The organism is Caballeronia cordobensis (assembly GCF_001544575.2).
GTDB lineage: Bacteria > Pseudomonadota > Gammaproteobacteria > Burkholderiales > Burkholderiaceae > Caballeronia > Caballeronia cordobensis.
On record NZ_FCNY02000005.1, the window covers coordinates 34,268 to 58,430 of the forward strand.

18 protein-coding genes are annotated in these 24,163 nt (G+C 58.1%); 13 read left to right on the forward strand and 5 right to left on the reverse strand.

Annotated elements, in window-relative coordinates:
• The first annotated feature begins 259 nt into the window (after nucleotides 1-259).
• From AWB70_RS10965 to speB, 10 genes are all read left to right on the forward strand, one after another.
• A complete protein-coding gene (locus tag AWB70_RS10965; protein ID WP_053570273.1) occupies nucleotides 260-1,507 on the forward strand; it encodes a patatin-like phospholipase family protein in 1,248 nt (415 codons plus the stop codon).
• 176 nt (nucleotides 1,508-1,683) lie between these two features.
• Nucleotides 1,684-1,827: a hypothetical protein gene (locus AWB70_RS38710; RefSeq protein WP_159680220.1), complete on the forward strand. Its 144-nt coding sequence runs from the start codon at nucleotides 1,684-1,686 to the stop codon at nucleotides 1,825-1,827.
• Nucleotides 1,828-2,046: 219 nt separating this feature from the next.
• Nucleotides 2,047-2,901, forward strand: coding sequence for a transporter substrate-binding domain-containing protein (locus AWB70_RS10970; protein WP_014193246.1), 855 nt, complete (start codon nucleotides 2,047-2,049; stop codon nucleotides 2,899-2,901).
• 7 nt (nucleotides 2,902-2,908) lie between these two features.
• On the forward strand, nucleotides 2,909-3,571 hold the full coding sequence (locus tag AWB70_RS10975; RefSeq protein ID WP_053570272.1) for an amino acid ABC transporter permease: 663 nt from the start codon (nucleotides 2,909-2,911) through the stop codon (nucleotides 3,569-3,571).
• Between the two features lie 9 nt (nucleotides 3,572-3,580).
• Nucleotides 3,581-4,234 carry an amino acid ABC transporter permease gene (locus AWB70_RS10980; RefSeq protein ID WP_053570271.1) on the forward strand — a complete coding sequence of 218 codons (654 nt, stop codon included), beginning with the start codon at nucleotides 3,581-3,583 and terminating at the stop codon, nucleotides 4,232-4,234.
• Nucleotides 4,231-5,040, forward strand: a complete 810-nt coding sequence (locus AWB70_RS10985) for an amino acid ABC transporter ATP-binding protein (protein ID WP_053570270.1) — start codon at nucleotides 4,231-4,233, stop codon at nucleotides 5,038-5,040. The genes AWB70_RS10980 and AWB70_RS10985 overlap by 4 nt, the downstream gene beginning before the upstream one ends.
• Nucleotides 5,037-6,272 carry a M20 family metallo-hydrolase gene (locus tag AWB70_RS10990; protein WP_053570269.1) on the forward strand — a complete coding sequence of 412 codons (1,236 nt, stop codon included), beginning with the start codon at nucleotides 5,037-5,039 and terminating at the stop codon, nucleotides 6,270-6,272. Before AWB70_RS10985 ends, AWB70_RS10990 begins: the two co-directional genes overlap by 4 nt.
• Before the next feature lie 10 nt (nucleotides 6,273-6,282).
• On the forward strand, nucleotides 6,283-6,981 hold the full coding sequence (locus AWB70_RS10995; protein WP_053570268.1) for a DUF1989 domain-containing protein: 699 nt from the start codon (nucleotides 6,283-6,285) through the stop codon (nucleotides 6,979-6,981).
• A 141-nt stretch (nucleotides 6,982-7,122) separates the two neighbouring features.
• Entirely contained in the window at nucleotides 7,123-7,674 is a 552-nt protein-coding gene (locus AWB70_RS11000; RefSeq protein WP_053570267.1) for a cupin domain-containing protein, read from the forward strand.
• A 16-nt stretch (nucleotides 7,675-7,690) separates the two neighbouring features.
• A complete protein-coding gene (gene speB / locus AWB70_RS11005) occupies nucleotides 7,691-8,638 on the forward strand; it encodes an agmatinase (RefSeq protein WP_053570266.1) in 948 nt (315 codons plus the stop codon).
• 891 nt (nucleotides 8,639-9,529) lie between these two features.
• Here speB and AWB70_RS11010 read toward each other — a convergent pair.
• Together AWB70_RS11010 and AWB70_RS11015 are read right to left on the reverse strand one after the other, a co-directional pair.
• Nucleotides 9,530-10,882: a trypsin-like serine protease gene (locus AWB70_RS11010; RefSeq protein WP_053570265.1), complete on the reverse strand. Its 1,353-nt coding sequence runs from the start codon at nucleotides 10,880-10,882 to the stop codon at nucleotides 9,530-9,532.
• A complete protein-coding gene (locus AWB70_RS11015) occupies nucleotides 10,879-12,381 on the reverse strand; it encodes a hypothetical protein (protein ID WP_053570264.1) in 1,503 nt (500 codons plus the stop codon). Before AWB70_RS11015 ends, AWB70_RS11010 begins: the two co-directional genes overlap by 4 nt.
• 1,036 nt (nucleotides 12,382-13,417) lie before the next feature.
• Here AWB70_RS11015 and AWB70_RS11020 point away from each other — a divergent pair.
• Genes AWB70_RS11020 through AWB70_RS38235 form a run of 3 tightly spaced genes read left to right on the forward strand, consistent with a single transcriptional unit; the run spans nucleotide 13,418 to nucleotide 22,326 of the window.
• Nucleotides 13,418-17,461, forward strand: coding sequence for a hypothetical protein (locus AWB70_RS11020; RefSeq protein ID WP_053570263.1), 4,044 nt, complete (start codon nucleotides 13,418-13,420; stop codon nucleotides 17,459-17,461).
• A gap of 10 nt (nucleotides 17,462-17,471) precedes the next feature.
• Entirely contained in the window at nucleotides 17,472-21,437 is a 3,966-nt protein-coding gene (locus AWB70_RS11025) for a hypothetical protein (protein WP_053570262.1), read from the forward strand.
• Between the two features lies 1 nt (nucleotide 21,438).
• The gene (locus tag AWB70_RS38235) at nucleotides 21,439-22,326 is read left to right on the forward strand and encodes a hypothetical protein (protein ID WP_143281627.1); all 888 of its coding nucleotides are present in this window, start codon (nucleotides 21,439-21,441) and stop codon (nucleotides 22,324-22,326) included.
• Nucleotides 22,327-22,586: 260 nt separating this feature from the next.
• On the opposite strand, the gene AWB70_RS39230 is transcribed toward AWB70_RS38235, so the two are convergent.
• The 3 genes from AWB70_RS39230 to AWB70_RS11040 all read right to left on the reverse strand — a co-directional run bounded on the left by AWB70_RS39230 (nucleotide 22,587) and on the right by AWB70_RS11040 (nucleotide 24,058).
• Nucleotides 22,587-22,886: an HU family DNA-binding protein gene (locus AWB70_RS39230; protein WP_235024212.1), complete on the reverse strand. Its 300-nt coding sequence runs from the start codon at nucleotides 22,884-22,886 to the stop codon at nucleotides 22,587-22,589.
• 73 nt (nucleotides 22,887-22,959) lie between these two features.
• Nucleotides 22,960-23,235, reverse strand: coding sequence for a YlcI/YnfO family protein (locus AWB70_RS11035; protein ID WP_053570261.1), 276 nt, complete (start codon nucleotides 23,233-23,235; stop codon nucleotides 22,960-22,962).
• A gap of 643 nt (nucleotides 23,236-23,878) precedes the next feature.
• Nucleotides 23,879-24,058, reverse strand: a complete 180-nt coding sequence (locus AWB70_RS11040; protein ID WP_053570260.1) for a hypothetical protein — start codon at nucleotides 24,056-24,058, stop codon at nucleotides 23,879-23,881.
• Nucleotides 24,059-24,163 lie beyond the last annotated feature (105 nt).

Consider the following 24,163-nt stretch of genomic DNA (forward strand, 5'->3'; position numbering starts at 1 on the left):
CAGCGCGCGTAATGAAGGAACGACAACGCGTTAGCGGGTAGACAGCAAGTCAATGATTTACAACGATATTAATTTGGTGTCGGAAGCCGAAGCCCGGCCACAGCTAGCGCGCCCTAACCCGGAAAGTGCATGGGAAGCAAGGTCATCCCGAATATCGAATCACGCACATCAACACGGAGAATTACGAGGACATCGCGAAACCTTCGAGGGGCAGCGAAATGTCCTGATGCTGGTCGCGGGCCAGGAACGGAGAGACACAATGGCGAAAAACAATCCGACGAATGCTGCATCGAAGCATGCGCGTGAGGCGGTGGACGTGGCTCACGAGTCCACGCGCCACGAAATCGATGTTCAGATCGTGCTGGTCCTGCAGGGTGGCGGCGCGCTGGGCGCCTATCAGGCTGGCGTCTTCGAGGCCATGCACGACCTCGGAATCGAACCGGACTGGGTGATCGGCACGTCGATCGGCGCGATCAACGGTGCGATCATCGCGGGCAATCGTCGCGAAGACCGCATGACGCGCCTGCACGATTTCTGGGAGCGCGTGACGTGGAAAGAAACGCACGCCGCAAGCTGGCTCGCCGCGTTCACACCGGCATGGCTCACGGGCTTACCGTTGGTCCATCTGATGGATGCGTGGACATCGCGGATGCCGGGCTACGAACCGTGGCTGCGCAGCCTGTCGATCATGACGCACGGCATCCCCTCCTTCTTCACGCCGCGGCCCTATGCGTGGCTCGGCCTGCAAGCGCCCGTCGGCACCGGGCAGGCCGCGTTCTATCACACCGAGCCGTTGCGCGAAACGCTGATGTCGCTGATCGACTTCGACTATCTCAACCGCAAGGAGACGCGGCTGACGGTCGGCACGGTCGGCGTATGCAGCGGTCAGATGCGCTATTTCACCAATCGCGATGGACCGCTGGATGTGCAGCACGTCATGGCATCGGCCGCGTTTCCGCCGGGCTTTCCTTCGGTGCGCATCGACGGCGACGCGTACTGGGATGGCGGTGTCTATTCGAATACGCCGCTCGAAGCGGTGCTCGACGATCGGCCGCGCCTCAGTTCGGTGATTTTCACGGTTCAGTTGTGGCCTGAACATGGCGGCGAACCTGCGTCGATCACAGAGGCGATGAGCCGGCAGCGCGACATACAGTACTCGAGCCGCGCTGAAAGTCATCTCGAACGACAACGGCAAATTCACAGATTGCGTCACGTGATTCGCGAACTCGGCAAGCACATGTCCGGTGACGAACTCGAAACGCCTGTCGTCAAGGAGTTGCTCGGCTGGGGCTGCGGAACGACGATTCAGGTGATCGAACTCGATGCGCCCACGCTCGATCGCGACGACCTGCACAAAGACATCGATTTCTCGGCGGACGGTATCAGACGACGTTGGGAAGCAGGCTATCTGGACGCGCAACGGATGATCGACCGCGCGCCGTGGCGTGCGGAGCCGGACCCGATGGAAGGCATCGCGATTCATCGCTCGGACGATGAGGCGGCGTGATTCGATCGCGCTTCGTCAAAGTTTCTTGCCATTGCTGGCGATCACGTCGCGATACTAATAGAAAATGTCTTTCGGAATCCGGTGCAGGTCTCGCCGCTGCACGGCGACTTGCGCGGCCTCGCTGAAACGGCAACTGGCCCCGTTCCTGCGTAAAACCCGCGAAGGAGGACACGCCCATGTACCGAGCCGCTTTCGTCACGCCTGAAATGTTATTGATCGAGTATTCGGTCTCGATGTCGCCGCTGCTGGTCAAGCGACGGCAGCCGGACGCGCTGTCGCTCGTGCGACGTCTTGCGTCCGTGCTTTGCGGACTCCGCTGACTCTCGCACTTACCCCCTTCATACTTCAAACCGGTGCATCGCCGTGCGCGGCGGTGCATTCGCCTGGTTCTACGCCCCCCTTTCAGTGCATGTCGGAAGACTAAGTCCCGTAGATCGTGGCCTTCGCGCTGGCACGCTTCATGCCTAATGAATTATATTCAAGTCACTTGAATATGATTCTGGTTGCCTTCAAAATAGCTCACGCGCAAGGGGAGTGTCATGAACAAACGTCTTCGCCATTTGCTGACCGCACTGACGGGCGCGCTCGCGCTCAACGCCGCCGCGCCGTCGTTTGCGCACGCGGACGATCTGCTCGCCCGCATCAAATCGAACAAGGAAATTACGATTGCGACGGAAGCGCGTTACGCGCCCTTCGAATACGTCGATAACGGCAAGATCGTCGGCTATGACGCCGATCTGATGGCCTACGTCCTCAAGTCTCTGCCCGATGTGAAGGTCAAGCAACTCGACCTGCCCTTTCAGGGTCTGCTGCCCGGTCTCGATGCAAAGCGCTTTGACGTCGTCGTGACAGCGGTGACCGTCAACAAGGACCGCGCGGATCATTTCGCCTTCACCGTGCCCGTTGCCGATGCGACCACCGGCGTACTCACCCGCTCGGGCGATGCGTCTATCAAAACGCCGAACGATCTGAACGGCAAGGTGGTCGGCTCGCAGACCGGCTCCGCGCAGTTGCAGGCGTTGATGGCGCTCGACAAGAAGCTGAAGGAAGCGGGCGGACCAGGCCTCAAGCAGGTCAAGCAGTATGTCGCGTTCGACGAAGCCTATGCGGACCTCGCCGTCGGACGGCTCGATGCGGTTGCGCAATCCGTCGCCAATCTCGGGCCGTTGATGAAGTCGCGTCCGGGCGTGTTCGCCGTGCTGCCGCAGACCATCGGTCCCAAGAGCTACTTCGCATGGGTCGCGCGCAAGGACGCCGACAGCGCCGCCCTGCTCAAGCTCTTCAGCAATGGCATCGCGAAAGCGAACAGCGACGGCACCATGAAGAAGCTCCAGGAGAAATGGTTCGGCTCGACGATGGACGTTCCGACCACGCTGCCCGCGCCTTCCATCTGACCTTGCCATGAACGGTCCCGATCTGCTCACGCGCTGCATCGGCTACTTGCCGCAGTTGCTCGACGGCGCGCTGACGACGCTCGTGCTGTCGGCGGTTGCCGTCTGCTGCGGCTTCTTCGTCAGCGTGTTCGTCTACACGATGTCGGTCAGCGACAGCCGCCTGATGCGCACGACGGCGCGCGGGTACGTCAGCGTACTGCGCGGCACGCCCGTGCTCGCGCAACTGCTGGTGTTCTATTACGTGCCGTCCGCGCTCGGGCTGGAATTGCCGGGGCTCGCGGCAGCGGTGATCGGGCTGTCGCTCAACACAGGCGCGTATCAGTCGCAGATTCTGGGCGCGAGTTTCCGCTCGATCGCGCCCGGGCAGATCGAGGCGGCATCGACCTTCAATCTCACGCGTCGTCAGACCTTGTGGCATATCGAGGTGCCGCAGGTCGTGCGTGCGACGCTGCCGGCGCTGGTGTCCGAGATGATTGATATCGTCAAGGCGTCGGCGGTGGTGTCGGTCATTTCCGTGACCGATCTGATGCGCGTGGGACAGCAGCTTTCGTCATCGACGTACCGGCCGCTCGAGGTGTACGCAATCGCGGCGGTGTTTTATCTGGCGATCACGTCGCTGCTCGCGGGCGCGGGTCATGTATTCGCGCTGCGCGCAGCTCGGCGTCCGTGAGGCATCGGCATGCACAACTTCATCTCACTCATTCCACGCTTCATCGAAGCAATGGGCACCACGCTGGAAGTGAGCGTACTGGCGGCGCTCATCGGTATCGTCGCGGGCTTCGGGCTCAACGCGATGCGTCTCGCGCTCGGCCGTCCGTTCGCGCTCGTTTATGGCGCGTTCGTGTGGCTGGTGCGCGGCACGCCTTATCTGTCGCAGCTCGTGATCGTCTATTTCGGGCTGCCGGTCATCGGCATGACGTTGTCGGCCGTCCAGGCCACGATTCTTTCGCTCGCGTTGTATTCGAGTGCTTATTTTGCAGAGCTCTTTCGCGCGGCGTGGGCGAGCGTTCCGCGCGGCCAACTGGAAGCCGCCGCCGCATTCGGCGTGAGCCGGCGCGACGCTTTTCGCGCCATCGAGTTGCCGCAGGCGCTCGCGTTCGCCGCGCCGCTGATCGCGAACCAGACGATTCTCGTCATCAAGGAGAGCGCGGTTGCATCGATCATCACCGTGCCCGAACTGACGATGACGGCAAGCGATATCGTCGCATCGAGCTACACGTATATCGGACCGTATGCGCTGCTCATCGCGTGTTACTGGCTGCTGACGCAAGCCGTGTCGCTGATCGCGCAGGCCGCCACTTCCCGCATTTCGTTTCTGAAGAAGACATCATGAGCGACCTTCCGATTCTCAAGCTGCGCGCCGTCGGCAAGTCGTACGGCGAGAACCGCGTGCTCAAGGGCATCGACCTGGACGTGATGCGCGGCGAAATCGTCACGCTGATCGGACCCTCCGGTTCGGGCAAGACCACGGCGCTGCGGTGCATGAACTTTCTCGAAGCCTACGACGAAGGCGAAGTGTGGATCAAAGGTCAGTTGCTGGGCTATCGATCGCCAGGGCGCACGGCGAAGGACCGTGACAGCGAAGCCAGCATCGCTGACGTGCGCCGTCCCATTTCGATGGTCTTCCAGCAATTCAACCTCTGGCCGCACATGAGCGCGCTGGACAACGTCGCGACACCGCTCGTGCTCGCGAAGAAGATGAACCGGCGTGAAGCGCGCGAAAAGGCGCACTCGGCCCTCAGGCGCGTGGGCGTCGAACACAAGGCCGATGCCTATCCAGCGCGACTGAGCGGCGGACAGCAACAGCGCGTGGGCATCGCGCGGGCGCTGGCCATCGAACCCGAAGTGATTCTGCTCGATGAGCCCACGTCAGCACTCGATCCCGAACTCGTCGAAGAAGTGCTCAACGTCATCCGTTCGCTTGCGCAGGAAGGCATGACGATGGTGATGGTCACGCACGAAATGAGCTTCGCCGCGAAGATCTCCGACAAGGTCGTGTTCATGGAAGCAGGAAAGATCGTCGAAGCCGGACCGCCCGCGCAATTGTTCGGCAACACGCGCACGCCGCGTTTGCAGCAGTTCCTCAAACCCTGGCTCGAACGCAGCTTTACGATTGCAAGTGAAGGAGCGATGTCGTGATCGCAAGACAAATCGCGGACGCCGTGAACCAGGACCGTCTGCTCGAATCGATCGATACGCTCGCCACGTTCGGCGCGCGCGGCGACGGCGGCGTGGACCGTCCCGCGCTCGGCGAACGCGATATCGAAGCGCGGCGCTTCCTGATTGACCGAGCGCGCGCGCTCGGATGCAGCGTGCATGTCGATGCGTGCGCGAATCTGTTCTTCCGGCGCGAAGGCGGTGCAGCACTTGCGCCGGTGATGACCGGCAGCCACATCGATACACAACCGACCGGTGGCAAGCTCGACGGCTGTTATGGCGTGCTCGCGGGCTTCGAAGTGCTCGCCGCATTGAACGATGCGAACGCGCGCACGCGCCGACCGCTCGAAGTCGCGATCTGGACCAACGAGGAAGGCACGCGCTTCTCTCCCGGCGCAATGGGATCGAGCGCGTTCGTCGAGCCGTCGCGTATGGCGCGTTATGCGGACGTGCGGGATTCCGAGCGCATCACGTTGAGCGCGGCGCTGGACCATCACCGGCGCGCGTTTCCCGGATTGCCCCAACGCGCACAGCATGAAGCCGCACATGCTTTCGTCGAACTTCACATCGAACAGGGCCCGCAACTCGAAGACGCCGGCGTGCCGCTTGCCGTCGTCAACGGCATTCAGGGCGTGCGCTGGTACGCGTTTCACGTGCAAGGCACCGCGGCCCACGCAGGCACCACGCCGATGCCGCTACGCCGCGACGCGATGACGCTTGCCATCGCGCTGCGTCAGGAACTCGATGCCATCGCCCACGAACTCGGCCGCGCCGATACGCGCGTCACTTTCGGGCGCTGGAGCATCGAGCCGAACTCGATCAACACCATCCCCTCGGCGGTGAGCTTCACCATCGACTTCCGTCATCCCGACGCGAGCGTGCTCGCTGCGTTCGATGAACATGCGCACGCCATCGCGCAACGTCATGGCGCGCGCATCGAAGCATTGTTCACGCATGCGCCCGTCGCCTTCGATGCATCCGTGTTGGCGTGCATCGACGAAGCCTGCCGCGCGCTCGATGCCCGCACACTGCATCTGACCTCGGGCGCGTTCCACGACGCGATGTATCTCGCCACGCATTGCCCGAGCGGGATGATTTTCGTGCCGAGCATCGACGGCATCAGCCACAACCCAGCCGAAGCAACGGACGCGGGACATCTCGTGCTCGGCGCACGCGCGCTCGCCCATTGCCTCACCACACTCTGCAACGACTAAAGGAGCCCACATGAACGCCCCTGCAACCACCCTCGCAAGCGTCGAAGACAATGGCCAGGAAAACGGCGTGAACGCCACGCTGAACGAACCGATCTCGCCGGACGGCACGCCGGAAATCGGCACGACTTACACGGTGCCCGCGCGTTGCGGCCGCGCGGTGCGCGTGAAGGCGGGCCAGACCATCCGCATCGCCAATCCGCACGGCACGCAAGTGTGCGATACGTGGATCTTCAACGCGCAGCATCTGAACGAGTTCCTGTCGTTCGAACATACGCGCGCTTTCATCGACAAGATCATTCCGCAGCCGGGCGATCCGCTCGTGACCAACCAGCGACGCCCGATCGCCGAACTCGTCGCAGATACTTCGCCCGGCGTGCACGATACGCTGATTGCCGCGTGCGATCTGTATCGTTATCGCAATCTCGGTGTCGAGCACTATCACGACAACTGCGCGGACAATTTGCGGCTTGCGCTGAAGGCCATCGGTCTGCGCACGAAGGAAGTGCCCCAGCCGTTCAATCTGTGGATGAACATTCCCGTCAAGGCGGATTATTCGATCGACTGGCTGCCGCCCGTGTCGAAGTCCGGCGATTACGTGGATATCAAGGCCACGATCGACTGCGTCGTGGTCATGTCGGCGTGCCCGCAGGATATCATTCCGATCAACGCGCTCAACCCGCTCGAAGTCGAGTTCACGGTGCTCGCATAAGCGCGCCCTTCTTCCTTTCGATGGTGTTCATTCGTGGCCAGCAAACGACCTTCTTCACCTGCAGCGCGTACTTCACCTAAAGCCGACGCCGCGCCGGCGTCCGCCGCCGATGGCCTCGGCACGCGTCTGCGTCATGCGCGCATGGTGCGACAGATGACGCTCAAGGTGCTCGCGGAAGCGGCGGGTTGCTCGGAAAGTCTTCTGTCGAAGGTCGAAGGCGGCCACGCGACGCCATCGCTCGCCATGCTGCACAAGCTCGCCATTGCGCTCGACACCAACGTCGCGGCGCTGCTGTCCGCGCCGACCCTCACGGCTTCGCCCGTGCAGCGTGCGAGCGAGCGGCCCTCGGTGCGCTTTCCGGGCGCGCGAGCCGCTCCGCCAGCGGGCAAACGCAGGCGTGCCGAGGGCTCCATCATGCTCGAACGGCTCGTCGTGCCGAGTCCGGGCCAATTGCTTCAGGGCGATATCCACGTTCTGGAACCGCTCGCGCGCAGCGACGAGCAAATTCATCACGTAGGCGAAGAGCTAGGCTATGTGCTCGAAGGCGAACTGGAACTCACGCTCGGCGATCAGAGCTATTCGCTCAAGGTGGGCGATTCGTTCTATTTTCCGAGCACCGAGCCGCACAGCTATCGAAATCCGGGCGATACGGTCACGCGCATTCTGTGGGTCAACACGCCGCCCACGTTCTGATCACTGAACTCCTATCATGGCCACCACCGATCTTTCGCAGATGCAGTTGCCGCGCTTCGCGGGCATTCCCACTTTCATGCGCGTGCCGTTCGAGCGCGATCTCGCGGCGCTCGATATCGCGCTGGCGGGCGTGCCCTTCGACGGCGGCGTAACCGCGCGTCCGGGCGCGCGCTTTGGCCCGCGCGAAATCCGCAATATGTCGACGATGATGCGCGCCATCCATCACGTCACGCGCTTCAATCCGTTCGAAGCGTGCCGCGTGGCCGATATCGGCGATGTGCCCTTCGAGCATCTTTACGATCTCGAAGCCGCGCACGCCGATATTCGCCGCTTTTTCGAGCCCGTGTTTCGCGCCGGGAAGATGGCGCTGATCGCGGGCGGCGATCACTCGATTACTTATCCGGTCTTCCAGGCCATCGCGCCGAAGCAACCGCTCGCGCTCGTGCATATCGATGCGCACACCGACACCTGGGACGCGTTCAAAGGCTCGAAGTTCACGCACGGCGCACCGTTCAGACGCGCGGTCGAAGCGGGTTTGCTCGATCCGACGCGCACGATTCAGATCGGCATACGCGGTGCGCAGAATACAGACGAAGGCTGGCGTTATTCGCTGGATCACGGCATGCGCGTGGTGTTCATCGAAGAGTTCGAGGAACGCGGGGCGGCGGCGATCGTGGAGGAAGCGCGACGGGTGGTGGGCGATGCGCCCGTCTATCTTTCGCTCGATGTCGATGGGCTCGATCCCGTCTTCACGCCCGGCACCGGCACACCGGAAATCGGCGGATTGACGACGCGCGAAACGCTTGCGTTGCTGCGCGGACTCGACGGGCTAAACTGGGTCGGCGGTGATGTGGTGGAAGTGTCGCCGCCATATGATCCGAGCGGCAACACCGCCCTTGTCGCCGCAACGTTGATGTACGAGATGCTGTGTCTGTTCGCGGCACGTCAGGCGCGATCGAGTTGACGCAGCACAGCGTCGAACGCTCTCTAGCCCGATGGTCCCGACATTAGCGAGCGAACGTATCGGGGTCGCGGCCATTCGCGGCCAATCATGCGACCGATCTCCGCTCTCACCCCTCTGGCCGGTGGCAAAATCCCGCGCCTCCATTCCGACGATAGCGGCCGCGTTACGAAACATCGTCGAGTCCGCTAAGGCCCTCTTGTCGATTGCCGGGGATTACCGTCAGCGAGTCTCGCTCCTTCAGGCGGCCCCGAGCCGTGCCTTCTCGACGAGCCCGTCCTCCCGCGAATGTTGGTTCCTCGGCCTTTGCGGACCTTCGGGCATCGGCCTTCGTGCGGCGGCTCTAAGTTCCATTCCTGTCGTTCGACGCTTCGAGAGTGCGACTGTCGGGTATACTGATGCCCATACGTACCCTCGCACTGTTGCTGCCGTCTGGTCTGGGAAAGGAGCGCATTGCTGTCAGTCAAGCCTTGGCGCGGCCATCGCCGGAACTCAGCGAGACGACTTCATTTGTCGACTGTTGTGGGCATTGGCGGACAGGTCCGGACTGCGGGCCAAGCGGATTGCCGATTTTACCCCCGCCCCATCGCTGGGTTGATTGCTGCGCTTCAGCCTTATTCTCTGCCCGGCGCCTTACGACCGCGCACTAACGAAGTTGTTGGCTGCCGGTGGTACCTCAGGGAGCTAGTGGGATGATGCTGTCTTGGATACTCGGAAGCGCTTCAACCACAATCAAGGTGAGTTGCCGAGCGCTTACGGCCCACCTCGCTGCTGGCAGGGTCCATTACCAGTTGGTGGAAATCCGTTTGCGGTTGCCTCGCGGTGCCGCTCGAAACCTGGAACACTTCCGCTCCCCTCGCAGAATCTAGCTTGATATCGTCAGTTCGAAGTATGCTACGGAGGCTTGCAAGCAGCGACAACGTCAGTCAGCTTCAGGCAGAACCACTTCTTGACTGGCTCGTCGGCTAACCTCGGATAATATGCATCAGTCGTCGCGTTACACTTTGAACGATCGGACAAGGCAGACTCACTGGTAATCGCGAAGATGAGATGCTGTTCGTTCTTGAGGCCAAGCTGCGTGCCCCTGAACATGGGGCCACCCGAGTCGCCTGAACATGGCGAGGTCGGCATTTTGTTTGTCGTCGTTACCTCGGTTGGATCATTAGTGATATTAAGTTGTTGAAATCCGACGGTGAGCTTCCACGGGGGCTCATTAGAGGAACGCCTCCCGAAGCCTGCCACGGTGACGCTCCTATCCGGTGGGGGCGGACCGAACGAAACTAAGGCGGTACTTCTGTTTTCGGTCGATGCTGGATCGATCCGGAGCAGAGCTACGTCTCCGCGCGAGCTATCGTGATAAACGTCACTCACCGCTGGCATCGATACCAGCTTGTGCTTTCGGAATGTACATTGCCGAGGCGCGGCAATATCCTTATCAAACGACTCACTAAGGCAGTCTGATCCAAGCTCGTCGGGAAAAATGACCGACAACGACAACTTCGACTCGAGTTCAAAGCGATCACCTTGGTCCGCGCTTAGATAGTGTCCCACGCAGTGAGCGGCTGTTATAAGCCAACCTTGGCCCAAATGGGTTGCCGTGCAATGAATAATATCCACGTCAGCGATAATCGCAACCTCCGGGAAACCGCGTCGGTAAACAATTGCGTCGATGGTGCCTTGCTTTGTTGGTAAAAAAGACGGTTGGCCTCCTGGATACGTTGCGGGAGGCTCCGCGTCCGTTCCACTACCTGGCATGTAGAGCTTAACCTGGAGGTTCGATAGAAGCTCGACGATTCCTAAAGGAAGCGACTTCCTCAGGCGCTCGACGAGAACGGGGTCCACCGGCGCGGGAGATCGTGCCATCGCTTCCAGCGTGGACGGCTCCAATTCAGGCGCTACTGCAGTGATCGTTCGCGGATCAACTGCACGGGCGACGCTTAGAAGATACGCCCGGTAATGTATCGATTTATCCAAGGTATCCTGGTCTGCTCGGACAGAAACGCGCGCGGTCGGTTGCTTTCCCAAGTACTCTTGCATAATCCCCTGAAACGCCGGATTATGGTTTTCTGTCGTGCGCAGCCATACCTTTGTGTTTGCTTCTTTTGCCCGTTCCTCCAACATTACCCTCGCCTGCGCCTCGTAGATCAGACGTGTGTAATCTTGAGCAAAGCCGTATAAAGGAATGCAAATACCAATAGACAGTAGGCTGAACTGCACTGCCACAACGACGACGATCTTAGCAATCATTGCTTCAGAGCCGCGTCATACTCGCTCTTTGCTTCAACGAGTCCCTTCAGCGCCTTGTACCGCGCCGTCTGCTCTTCAATCTGTTTTGTCGTAAGTTCTCCGCTTGGCGGCGCTGTCACTGCCGCCTGCGCGTCAAGGAGAGCTTTCTGCGCATCGAGTCGCTCTTTCTCTTGCTTCATTGCCTGTACATCGGGTGGGTCTGCTTCCTGATCCCGTTTGTTCGCTTCGTGCCTGTCTTGCACATACTTTTGCACCTGACCAAGCGCGCTGTTTAGCGATTCAGCAGCATTGGCCGCGGCCGAATCCGACTTGAAAGTAATCTTTGACACGGCTCCACTCGAATCGAACGACAACCCAACCGTCCTGCCTGCAAACATTCCACCCTTGAGCGGTATCTCTACTAACCGCCCCAGTTGCGGCAGAGTCGACGCTATATTCGACAATCTCTCATTTTCCGCTAGCAGCATTTTGCTGTCGTCAAAGCACTCGCCACGACAACCGATTAACTTGACTGCGGCAGGCTGAAGGTAAAACAAACCGGTGCTTGGCTCGATCGCCGCAGAAGAAGACGGGTATTGTGGTGCATCGATGAGCAAGCCCACTACCAGATCGCGAGCGATCAATTGTTTGTCGACCATCATCTTGCCCTTTAGTTTATCTCGTCCGGCTGCTGTCAACCACTTCTCTTGCGTGTCACTCCTTAACGGCAGATACTTAAGCCTTCCTTCTGTCACTGCCGCGTCGGCTGGGTTAACAGGCGTCGAAGGAGCCGGATATGGCGAAAGTGTCACATCCGATGTTTCCATCAACCACTTGTCCTTAAGTGACTTTATCCTGGCGGACGTTGCTGTTGCATCAAGTTGGCGAACGTTGACCGCCGAAACGCCGCCCTCTAGGCGCGCGATTTCATCAAGCGCGGCGATGGCTTCCGCGCCGCACCATTGCTTTCTCAGAGTACTTTCCGACTCTGTTTCGTTCTTTTCGTTCACTACCTTCGGCGATATGGGGTTGGCAATCAAGGCGACCTTGATTGCGCTACCAACAAGGTTTCCGATGATCGCCGCTGTTTTATCTTCCGTTTGCACATTGACCGACTTCAACATGCCGATTGTTTGCGCGTCGGTCGAAAGGTCGATCGACGCATCAACCGTCTTCAAGGCTCCCTGCAGATCGACCAGGGAAACTCTCTTCTCCCGTTGCATGTCGCTCTCAATTCTTGACGTCCAAACGATGCTCGTCTTAATAATAATTCGGAGGGTGGCACTAGGTGCCTTCGGTGCAGGCTTCGAGACGTCACACTCAAGCAACTCTCGGGTAACGGTCGCCATAAACACCGCCTTAGGAAGGTAGTACGGAATCTCGGCGGTTAGCGTCTTCGAGGCATTGTTCGTATCATCTCTACTTGCGTCGGTAAATTGGCCGCACGCAGCGACGACGATAGCTGCGGATAACGCTGCTGCCCGGGCAACTCGATGCGTCTTGGAAAATCGGTAAGTCATGAGATCCTCGGCCCGTTATGCATCCATTCATGCTCCAAAACCACCGATCAAGTAAGAATTGCAATCTAGGCAAACCGGCTCTATGGGATGGAGTATGTCTTTGATTGAGCAGTCCTGCTCTGCCGCGTCGGAAGTGAAGTCTCGCTCTGCTGCATATTTTTATAGTCACTGATTCGCCCAACATCAACCAATCTAAAGGCTTTCGTTGTTGAAGCTCGTTCAAAATCGCGTCCCGTTTGCCATAAAACTTAGCTAACTACATAAATAACGCCTTCCAATGAACGGGCTTCCTATCGCGCTCGACATCGTCGATGCTCTGCACCGCCTCAATCGTCCATTTAGGATTTCTTGAAATTGCATTCGGTTGCTCCTATCTTCTTGTCAGGACCTCTCGTACTTGCTGACGTCAAGAGAGTTCAGGAGTGTTTCGGACGGATGTGCAAGAACTTGCAAGCGTGGATGGGGCGTAGCATGTCTGTACGTACGCCGTTCTAAGATCCCATCGCCGCTTAGTTGCTGGTCGAAAATGAAGGAGCGAGCATTCGGGGAGCTGTTGCTTCTTAGGAAAACGCGGATTGCGCTGATACGGTTGGACGCCGACTGACCCGCTGTTCGGGCAACGTCTCAAGTCGCTCTAGGCCAGCCGGCGGCCTCCGGCGGCCGGCCCGACGGGCGCAAGGCCAAACGTATTGGCCTTTGAATTGCGACGTCATTGCTAAACTTTGCGGTTCTCGAGCCCATACAGAGATATGGGGAGGTCATTACTCAGTCTATCGTGCTATGTCTTTTAGCGCACAATCTTCGGTCAGAAAGAAGGGGTACGTCTCAGAAGGCTTAAAGAAGATCAACCGTACACCACTTTTTTGAACTGACCGTGACTGAGAAATTCTGCCGATTCAACTTCATGGTTTGATCATTTGGACACTGATGGGTGGAACAAAGATAGCGGCGGGTTGGATTCTACATATTCGATCTTACTAAGCAAACGGAAATAACCAGCGCTGATTTAGAAGCCTTGAGAAGTAGCACCAATAAGATGCTTGGCAAAACATCAATCAACGGCTACCTTTTCAAGGGACTCGCTATGGATCCGCTCCTAAAAGATGACGACGAGTTACGCATCCGCAGTCGCCGCACCTTTTTAGAATTATGTTTACTGCTCCCAACTGGTGCGGCATTGGGCCTGAAACCACTTATGGCGATCGCTGGGGACATGGCGGCTACCGCTACCTGGCCGGAGTATATTTTGCGACGGGAGAGTGACGAGTTATTTTTAAAGCTAAAAGCGGTGGGGTTCCGTGAGTCACGTGCCGCGGGCGCGCGCTGGCTGTTTCCGGTTAGCAGTGTTAATGAACGGTATCTGGTGTTTGAATTTCCACCGCAACACTATGCCGAAATTGCGCTCCCGGCAGACAAGGAGATTCCACAGGTCTTTGACGAGAAGTCACTGTCACAAATCCGGCTCACCGCAAGCGCGCCGAGCCAGTTGGTGTTCCGGATTGGGCGTACACGTCCCATCCGGCTGCGGCTTGAATCCCTACTCGCTTGGGATGAGTTTGAGCTTGTCTTACCCGACCTTGATCGTGTCGCGGCACCCTATCAGCTGGATATCGGTGACGTGCAAGCGACTCCTTCAACCCGCATTGAGCTCCCATGGGGCATCGATTTAAGTCCCGCCGAAAATCCGGCAACGTCAGCTTATACCTTTGATGAACCCTTACGTATGCGGGTGGCGGGTATATGGAGTGAGCTTTGGTCAACGTCGCTACGTCGCAAGTCGGAACGCTATTCGCTTTCCATTCCGATGGAGGTTCTGAGTGTCAGGGGTTTTGACCAGAAAAGCGTGGACGGTACGGTGGATACGGGCACACCTGTCGTTACGTACGCTGATCGTCCCGGCATGCGCTTTCCACCTTCGCCGACACCGCTGAGCAATTATGCTCGTATTGAAATCGCAACAAGTCTCTCGCGTCGCTTTCCGTACACGGGCAAAGTAGACCCACTGACCAGCACAGGAGTCATCCGTTACGAATCGGACGACCCGAAGCAGAGCGGCTGCATACAGGCCTGCTATTCGCCGGGTCGCACGATCCCCGTGCAACAGCTACGCTTGAGCGCGAGAGGTGGATGGTTGCAACTCAAGGGCAAGTGGGATGCTTTCCCGGGATGTGCTCTGTCGGGCTGGGTCCACTCGACCAGTCTTGGCCGTGATCACCATGTCGAGGCGGTGAATGAAGGATTTTTATATCCATTCGGTACGCCCTGCGAACTGATATTGCTCTCCGAGAGAGTATTCGGTTTGGACGATCAGGGATTCTTCGTAGCTCCGCTGATCATGCAGGCAGTCCTTCAGATATCGCAACCTAACTCTATCGAGCCAGGCCATGCTGAGACCCCGTTCCAGCAGATTTCGGTGATAACGCCCAGATCGCCGCCGCTCGACCTTCCCCCAGGAGGAGACCCGGAAACCTACATCCACTATGACTTTTTTCTGCCACTTGTGGGTGGTAAGCCATTCGCGTTTGAACATCTTGGGACTGACTGGGAAGGCAAGAAGCATCGCGCGTCAATGCCCATGATTTTTGTGAATAACAAGGCACGGGCACCTAACGGCCTCATCTGGGAGCCAGGCTCCCAATGGAATCCGAGCAGTCCCAATATGGTTTGCCCTTCGTTTCCCATCACGCAGGGCGACGCGTCCCACGCAATCGATCAGAGCGCAGCAGGTGAGGGTCTTCGTGCAGTTGATAAGCAGTGGACGCTCATACCAGGACGGTTTGCGCACTATGGCGGCGCGTCTGTTGCGTTGGCCTCCAGCATCGAGAAGGGCGCGACAGCGCAGCACGTCGACTGGATAGAGTGGGTGCGCGCGAACATACCCGACCTCAAGCCAACGTCGGTTAGCCCACCATTCCGCCCGCGCGCGAGAACCATGCGGGTTCGAATTCAAAGCATGGGGCGGATTTCTGGAGAGCCGTCGACCTGCCTCGTGACTTACCGCGACGTCCGGTTTACCTACTCACCCATCCTGGATCCAGAGCCAACGACCCCTCCTGCCGATTATTTCTTCAATGTCACGGCGCAGTCACCCGCACCCGAAGCCCCCTATATCTACATGCTGGAAACGCGTGCGCTTGTTCCGGAGCCTGGCCGAGTCACGCCGCGATCGGCAGAAGAGGCTGCGAGGGCTGTCAGGCAGGCCTACTTTGGGGTATCTGTGAATCCCAGTCCGATACCGGATGACCTGTTTCTGGGTTTAGACAACGAAGTCCGCTTTGGTCGCTCTGCTTCATCGGAGGCCATAGGTGGCCTCTCTGTCCCTGACACGCATCTGAGCTTCGTAGATAGGAAGCATGGACCGATGGGGGATGCCACCTTCAATGAAGGGCGATGGCTGGGCTATGTCGACCCGGCCAGAAGCCGGATTCAGGCCGCGCAGCGGCTCGACTATGCCGCGTTTGCGCTTATCAGCAGGCCGCAGCACGACAAGGCGCCGTTCGACAGTTGCCGCGAGCCGACAATACGGACTGCGCTCGTGAACGACGCACGCCATCTGATGGGCGTTGCGGCAGGGCCCGCGCTGATGCTGACATCCGGCGCCACGTCAGGAGACACGCCGGGTGTGGCGCCCGGCCTGAAACTTGGCGACATGTTCGGTGCGAATGCGCAGATCATACCCGGCTTGAGTTTTGCGGATATTTTCCGGGACATCGCACTCAGTTCGTCCGCGGGAAGCGCTGCCCACGAACGTGCGGCTTCTCCGCCGACCTGGCTATTGCGTACAACAGGTATCGAGTGGCTTGCCGACGTGCTGGAAGGCCGGGCGCCCCTGCCCATTCCAGCACTGATCGCGATCCTGCAGAAGCAGGCAATGCCCGCGGTGCCCGGTGAGAAGCCCCTCACGCTCGGCGTCGATGCGGCGCTACAGTGGTCAAACGATGTATTCACGGAAGTCCCGGTCGGGCCTGTGACATTTGTGCCAACCGATGGTGAAACTCGTATCGACATCAACGCCCACGCGCGCATCGATCTTGGCGAGGTTTTTATCCCTTCAGACGGCTCCGGATTTAAATTTTCAGCTGGCACGCCGAGAGTGTCGGCGAATGCGTCGCTGGTGGATTTCTCGGTAATTGTCTTCAGTGCACTGAATGTAAGATTCTCAAAGGTCGAATTCCAGATTTTCGAGGATGGCCACAAGGATTTTATCGTTCAACTCAAGTCAGTCGATCTGCTACCTCCGTTGGACTTCATTAGTCAGCTTGCGGCCATCTTCGAAGGTCTCGGCGACAACAGTGTCCATATCGTCCCTACACCGGCCGAGATCCGGGTGTGGCAGACGCTCCAGTTCCCGGCTGGCGGTTCGGGCCCGTTGTTTATGGGGCCAGCGATGATTTCGAATCTTGCGCTCGGCTGGTCCGTTACGATCCCTCTGAAAGGGCGGGATGTTCTTGCAGTTGGATTTTCTGTGTCGACGCGTGAGAAGCCACTGACCATTTATGTGCCGCCATGGTATGGCGGGAAAGCTTACGCGCTAATCGAGGCGACAACGCGCGGGTGCCGCCTGGTTGAAGTCAGCATGGAATACGGCGCGCTGATCCCGATTGAGTGGGGAATTGCGAAGGGGCAGGCCTCGGTCACCGCCGGCATTTTTTTTTCGCTGCAGCGCGACGTTGTCGCCAACAGTGCGACTGTGACAATGCGAGCGTTTGTAAAAGCTGCCGCCAATCTAACGGTCGCGAGCATCATCGATTTTGCGGGTCTCATCTATATCGCGATGGAACGTATCGCGGGTGCACAAAGAATCATTCGGGGCACTGCAGAGGTGTCCGTATCGATCAAGATCGGCTTTGTGCGGATTTCGTATTCGTTTTCGGCCGTTCACGAAGAGGTTTCGGACGATCAGCACAAGGCGGCCGCAGGCGCTGCTGTGGAGATGCAGGCGTTCTCGGCTAACGCCCTTCCCGAGAGCACCTGCTCTCGGATCGGTCGGGGTGCGCCTAGCGATGCAATGCCGTTTGGACCGAAGTTTCAGAGAAAGCGAAGGACAGCCTTTAGACGCATACTCGCCGGATATCGATAGGGAGAACGAAATGCAAGTCGCCTACCGGATCACGCCGATACCTCTGGACTCCAGTAATCCTGAGCAGCGGCCATTGCGTTTCGACGTCCGCCTAGTCACCGTTCCGGAATTTTCCGAAGGGACGGTGACGAGAGCCGACATGATGAATGCGCTCGCCGCCCATCCCGTTCTTGGACGTTCGGCCGATCAACCCATCGATGCTGTAGCGGTCCCGCTGGCTGAGTGGATTGCATCCGGGAGGCCGGCGGCCGTCACCAACGGAATTGCGATTTCGTTGAAGTATTCGGGAGCGAAGCCATTTGAGGCCTTGCGGGAAGTGCTGGACAGTTACCTCGAGAGGCCGGCTGACTTGGCGGTGTCGCCCGTGCATCACGATTCGCGTTTCGATAAGCTGCGCGAGCAGGATTTCGTCGATCTTAATCGACTCCATGATGACCTATGGTTACTCCGCACGCACATCTACGCCAGCGTCACGGAAAGGCTGGCATTCACGACGTCCATTTCGGCCGGCCCCTCATCCTTTGACAAGGCCCGATGGGTAAATAACTACGTACAATCGACTGCTCTCGAAGTCGTATTCGGCGATTCTTACGGCGTCAGGCTTTTCGCGAACAGCCCCGTTAGCGCCGCAGCTGCGCGCCTGAAAGACGGCGTCAAAAAGATTCAGGACCGGCTGGCGAGTTCTGACGCCGCCGTCCGCGCTTTTGTTGCTTCTCACGGTCTTAGGCGTACTTCGGAAAAAGGAGACGTCACCGTTTCGGTATCGGATCCCAATGTCGCAATCCACGCGGCCCTGAAGAACGCGCTACTGAGCGAAACATGCGGAATCTCGACATCGTGGCATGCAGTGTCGGCGCAACCGGTAACGGGTGATCATGTGCTCTTCCTGCAAGGTAAGTCCTTTGCACAGACGTCGCACCCACTCGTACTCCACTCAACGGCGTTCAGGCGGATGGGACATACCCATCCTGTCAGTTTCGTTGACATCTCGCAGCCCGGAAAGCGGACGCGGACAACGAATAGTGCGCTAGCTTGCCTGAACGACGAGCAGGGTAACCCGAGGTATCGGGCGACTGCAATCAACGCAGAGGTCGCAATAATTCAGGGAACCGTACTGCAATTCAATAACTCCCTTTCCAATACGGCACAACCGTCTCCGCAACAGACAGGGAGTGATTTTACGGACGTGCTTGACCAGCGGCCGCCACAACTGCTCAGTGACGAGCACCGAGGCGTAAATGAGCCTGAATGCGCGGGATTGACGATATCCGCTCCAACCGCCGACCTTATCACGCCCGCCGCACTCAACAACCCTCAGCGGGAAGCGCTCTGGCCGTGCCTCTTTTTGGAAGATCTCTGGACAGGATTTCGCCTCGACCTTACGGACAGTGCCGAGGTCCGCTTCAGTAGCGTTCATCATCAGGTTCAGGAAATTACGTTGACGGGGTCGTCGCGCAAGATCAAGGGCCCGGTTGAGGACGTATATGAAAGGGAGCAGACTGCCGCCTCTCCCTCGGCCCGGAGTACGGAAATAATAAGGTACGTCGGTATGAGTTCAGGGCAGGCGCGTGACTACCTGCGTTTCCTCGGGACGGAAAAACGCATTTCGCCACTTGCCGATGCTCCTTTCCTGATAAACGTAACTGACTATTCCAGTGCTACAGCATTACGATTCGGACGCCTCTATTGTTATCGACTTCGAAACGTCCTGATGGGCGGTATCAGTCTTTCGGCAGCGGATGCGGATAGTCTGAGTCGGACGGACAGCTTTGTGCAATGTTGTCCCTTTTTTCGGGCCCGCGCATACAAGGCAGGGGAGCTGGTATCCGCTAATTTCAGCAACAGCAATGATGCATCCCGGTCCATATTCCTCACGCCAGACGCGCCGGATGCAAGCGTGTGGGTAGTGCCAACTCCGATCAATATGGATACCGCGCGGTATCACGGTATTTTCCTGAGTCAGAAAAGTGAACCGGCAAGAAACGCCCACCGCCAATTTGTGCAGAACGTCAGCCACTATTTCAGGCGGCGCCCGTCCGACGACCTCCAGTATTTTTTCGATCCTGATGTGGCTGCTATATCGGTGCAGGTGACCGTGCTCAATGGAGATCCAGACAGCACGTCCCAGGAATTCACGTATGAGCGAGATACGTTCTGCGAGCTTACGCCCCACATGCACCTTAGTCCAGTCCGGGTCGAATATGGTCGCGTCGGACGATGGGAAGAGTTCAGGCCGATTGAACTCCGGTTTTCCATTTCTTCGGGAACGCACGTGGAGGTGACGAAGCACGGGCGGACCGTTCGCATTGTTGCTCCCGTGTCGGCTGAGCTGGAAATCACCATTCTTCCCGAACTTGGGAAAGACCAGCTTCGTCAGACTGCATCCTACGCAGCCTCGAGCGCACAATTGAAGTTGCGTGCAACACCAAGCCTCGCGGACGCCGCATCGATTGTACCGGCCGTTGCAGAACAGAAACTTCAAGTGACTCATTGCGCTAAAGCGCCAACAATGAGACCGTTTTTTGGAGGTATGCCAGTCCGGTTCTCGCCGAAAGGTGAGACAGTGACCGTGGCCGAGCGAAGCCGGTTTAAGGAAACCGCCGACCTCCCCGGATACATTCAGGTGGATGCCGCTTCTGCAGGACAGGTATGGCTCGAAGCGGAATGGTCCGATATCGAGGACAGGCCGTGGCAGGATCGGCCCGCGCTGACATCGGCGCGTGCGAATTCCACGCCGAGAAGCATCCTCTTTGACAAGCATTCGCCTCCGTCCGCGTCTTTAATGGCCCGTGTAGCCATGTCGAGCGCCAGCCTTTTCATGCAGTCTGTGGGGGGTGTGCAAAGCTCATTTGGCTTCCAGTGTGCCGAAAACAAAATATTCCTTTTGAATCCACCGCAGCCGCAGTCGCAGCAGCCATCGTCCGCACTGGGCAGGCCATGTACTCTCAACTTTGTCGATGGACGCCGCAAACGCGCCAACGTAACGGCCGTGACAAGTTCGCGCTACAAGGCGCAATTCAAACCTGGTCCGGCGTCAGCGTTCCAAAGCAAGTCGGAGCGGATACTGGTCGACGTTCCAGCCTCGATGATGCTTCCTGCGCCTGACATCAGTCATGTCGTCCCCATATCGCACGATTTCGTTCGGCTTGGCGGAGGTACGCGCAGAACCCAGCGGATTTACGCCATGCGTATTTATGTGCGCCCGCCGTGGTTGGTTTCCGGACCCGGAGAGCGGCTGGCCGTAGGATGCAGATCGGGCGCCGCTGCTGGCGGACCAGTGAGCAGCCTTGACAAATTTGTGACTCAGTGGGGCGAAGACCCCATCGAGCGTCCTCATCTCGACGTGGCGCGTGAGCCGCCACGCATGACGGATTTCCAGGTTCCTGAAAATGGGAATACTGAACCGCTTGATGCAACGTTTTACCCGCAACGAAGTATCGAAGGCGCGAACGAGGTCCTTTATCTTGACAATCTGTCTGTCGCCGATGCTTCCCTCGCACAGCGGACGATATCAGTGGCCAGCTTTGCGTTGCGCAGAGACCCCACGACGAAGCTCTGGTTCTGCGATGTGCGCGTGGCGGGTGGATTTCTTGGGTGGTGCGGGCTTGCACTTTACCGGCACCAACCTCACTCGCATGAGGACCTTCAGTTATCGGCTACGCCGGCGTGGGTATACGGGGCGATCTTGCATGGAGAGCAGATCGTCTGGGTGCGTGGAGTGGGCATGCTTCATGTGACTGTCGGACCGGTGTTTGATCGGAATACGTCATTCGAGCTCGACCGGACGTCATATCACAACGATGTCACTCGCGATCTGACCAGGGCCGCGGGAACGCGTGTGACGCTTCAGCAATATGAGAGCGGGCGAGCGACCTATTTCGAGGGGATCGTAAAGACGGCGGACGGCCCGTGGAGCCTCATCAAGCGCAGATTTGGCAGTGAAGTCGCTTCGATCAGCCTGCATGCTGGAGGATAACATGAAACTCCATCGCGGTCTGGTGACAACCTGTACGACAGCACTTGTGGTGTTTGCGATGACACCGACGGCTTGGGCCGAATGTTTCAAGCCTTTGCCGCTCGAAGACCTCGCTTCGCGAAACGTCGATTACTTTAGGGATCTCGGTGACTGGAGGTCACCTATAAAAAAAGCAAGGCAAGTCAAGAGGTTTCTCCCGCCTGATAGCGGCGTAGGCGACGTAGTAAATGTTGATTTCTATTACGTTGTGTTTAAGAAGCCATTAAATAAATCGCTTGTGGAAACATTCAAAAATATTCGACTTCATTTCGATGAATTCGCGCGGGGCTCCACAGGCGATTACGATTTTAAGCCATACGGAACGCTGATCGATGTCTCCAAGTATGGTGAGGAAAACAGAAAACAATGGCAATCAGACAATCCCATAGGAGCCTTGATGACGTTCAAACTAGACACACATTATCCGAATCCGGTTAATAATCTTCAGAAGGCGGTAAAAAGAATTGAGATTGTCAATCCGTGGGGCAGCGTTCAGGTGACCTGCGCTACCAAAACTGATTTTATCTTTTCGACGGTGGAAATAGCCACGGGATGGAAACATTCTGTCGCGGGAAGCCGTGGCTTTGGGATTCGAGATGCCGAAAACGGCAACTGGATGTTTTACTCGAAAGCTTTTGACCGCGAGTCAGATGCTTGGCAGAATCGTATTGCGGGAAAAGGCGTTTTCTGCTACGGGCACCTTTTCTGGCTTAATTTCTATTCGAACATGAAAGATTTTCTGAACAAGAATGGAATGCCTGTTCAACGCGTCGCGAGTACCAACCACGGAACTGCGTGGTGGCCTCTAAGACCCAACGATCCTCCGCCTGCTCAACCTCCATGCAAGTGACCGTCACGGTCCGGCGAGTTACAACACAGCGCTAGTCAACGCTGGACCTTCCTCGGTTCCCGAGGATCCGTTGATCCGGCGATCGGTCGAAGGGCTGAAGTGGGTCGCCCGCCTTCCTCGCAAAGTGAGTGATCAGCTTTTCGAACTCGTCGCGAACCCATGTTGCGGCAACTCGGTAACGTTGTGGCAACTCCCGGGAATATGGCGCTCATTGCGAAGTACGATAAAGAAAACTATAGGAAACTACGAATTGAATGATTTCAGGAATTTAGAAAGGAAAAGCGCCGATCGACGTTCCGAATGAAGTGCATTCGGTGTTTAGAAGTCAGATTTTGCCCGCCTATCTGGCACTGGGGCCGGACGACCAATTGGTTAGGTACTGGCGCTCGCGCGGCGCGTTCCCCGGTCCCGAACGATCCAAACCCGATCAGCTGAACGGCGTCGCCCGCGGCCACCGTATTCGAAATCGTCTCAAACACTGCATTGATCGCCTCTTCTGCGGCGGTCTTGCTCGTACCCGACGCCGACGCAACCGCGTCGATCAGTTCCTGCTTGTTCATTGGCGTCTCTTCCTCTCTATTGAAAACGAATGCGATCTTACCGAAGCGCTACGAAAGCACGGCACCGCCGCTGCTACGAGGCAGCATCGGTCGCATCCAGGTCGAACAGATCCGAGGTCGTGCTGTGTGCAGCGAGCAGCTCGGGCAATTCATCATTTCGAACCTTGGCCAGCGTGTCTGGCGCCAGCCAGGTCTCTTCCATCGCTTCGATGCCTTCTTCGATCATCCGCTGCAGAAAGTAGGACTGTTTCCGCCCCGTGGCCTCTGCCAACACACGTAATCGCTGTTCGATAATCGGGTCGATGCGCACCGCCACGACCCGCAATCTATTTTCTGCCGATCTTCTCACCTGTTTGCTCCTTTTGACCGTCGGCGCAACTGCGGCACCAACCGTCCGTGGGTCGCGCCGCTAGCCGGCGCCACCCGGTCATTATCTAGGTTCGAGCTTTCGCTCTCGCCGTTTTGCCAACGGCGGCCTTCCGAGCGGCTCGCCTGACTGGCGGACTGGATTCTGACGTCGACACGCGCCGCGTTGGGGAGCGCGTCGTTCCGCGCAGCGTCTTCAACTGCTCCTGAAGTGACTTGTGTGCCGCTTCAATCGCGGCGAGCTGTCGATTCACGCTTCCTTGGCCGACACTACGAGGCGTCTGCCTTCGTTGCCTCTATCGCGGTTTTTGGACGTCACCACTGCGGGCAGAGTTCATTGATGTCAAAGCGTGGCTCGAACAGGAAGAGTCGCTGATTCAGATGTCGCTCAGTGAACGCAACCGCCTGCACATCACATCTCTTGGCAACGTTGGGACGACGCATGTCGATGCGACTGAACTGCAATCAGCGTCATGCCGGGCACTTCGTTGAGATGCCAATTTCGCATACCCGTGGTTCCGCGCCACGCAAAGCAACCGCCCAGATTGAGCCATGGCGGCTTCGCGAAGGGGGCGCATCCCACGCCAGCGCCTGGGCGAGTCGCACCTCAAATTGAATCGCATCCCTCACTGGCCTAGGTCCAAGGAGTCCGCCAAACTATCCGCGATGAAAGGATACAGAATCTTCATGCTTGCGCTGTGCTCAACGCGTTGCAAGAAGGCATACAACTTTTCTTTAGAAAAGAAAGCGAAAAGCAAATCATCGTAAAACTGGATTGGTTTGTCGCACGGCAGATCTGGCGTCATTTGTCTCCTCTTGAAAAGCTAAGCGAAATTGCTTGGTTGGATCACATGCTTACCTTGCCTACGCTTTGAATCCGATCTTGCATCGATCCGCCTAACCACTCCATT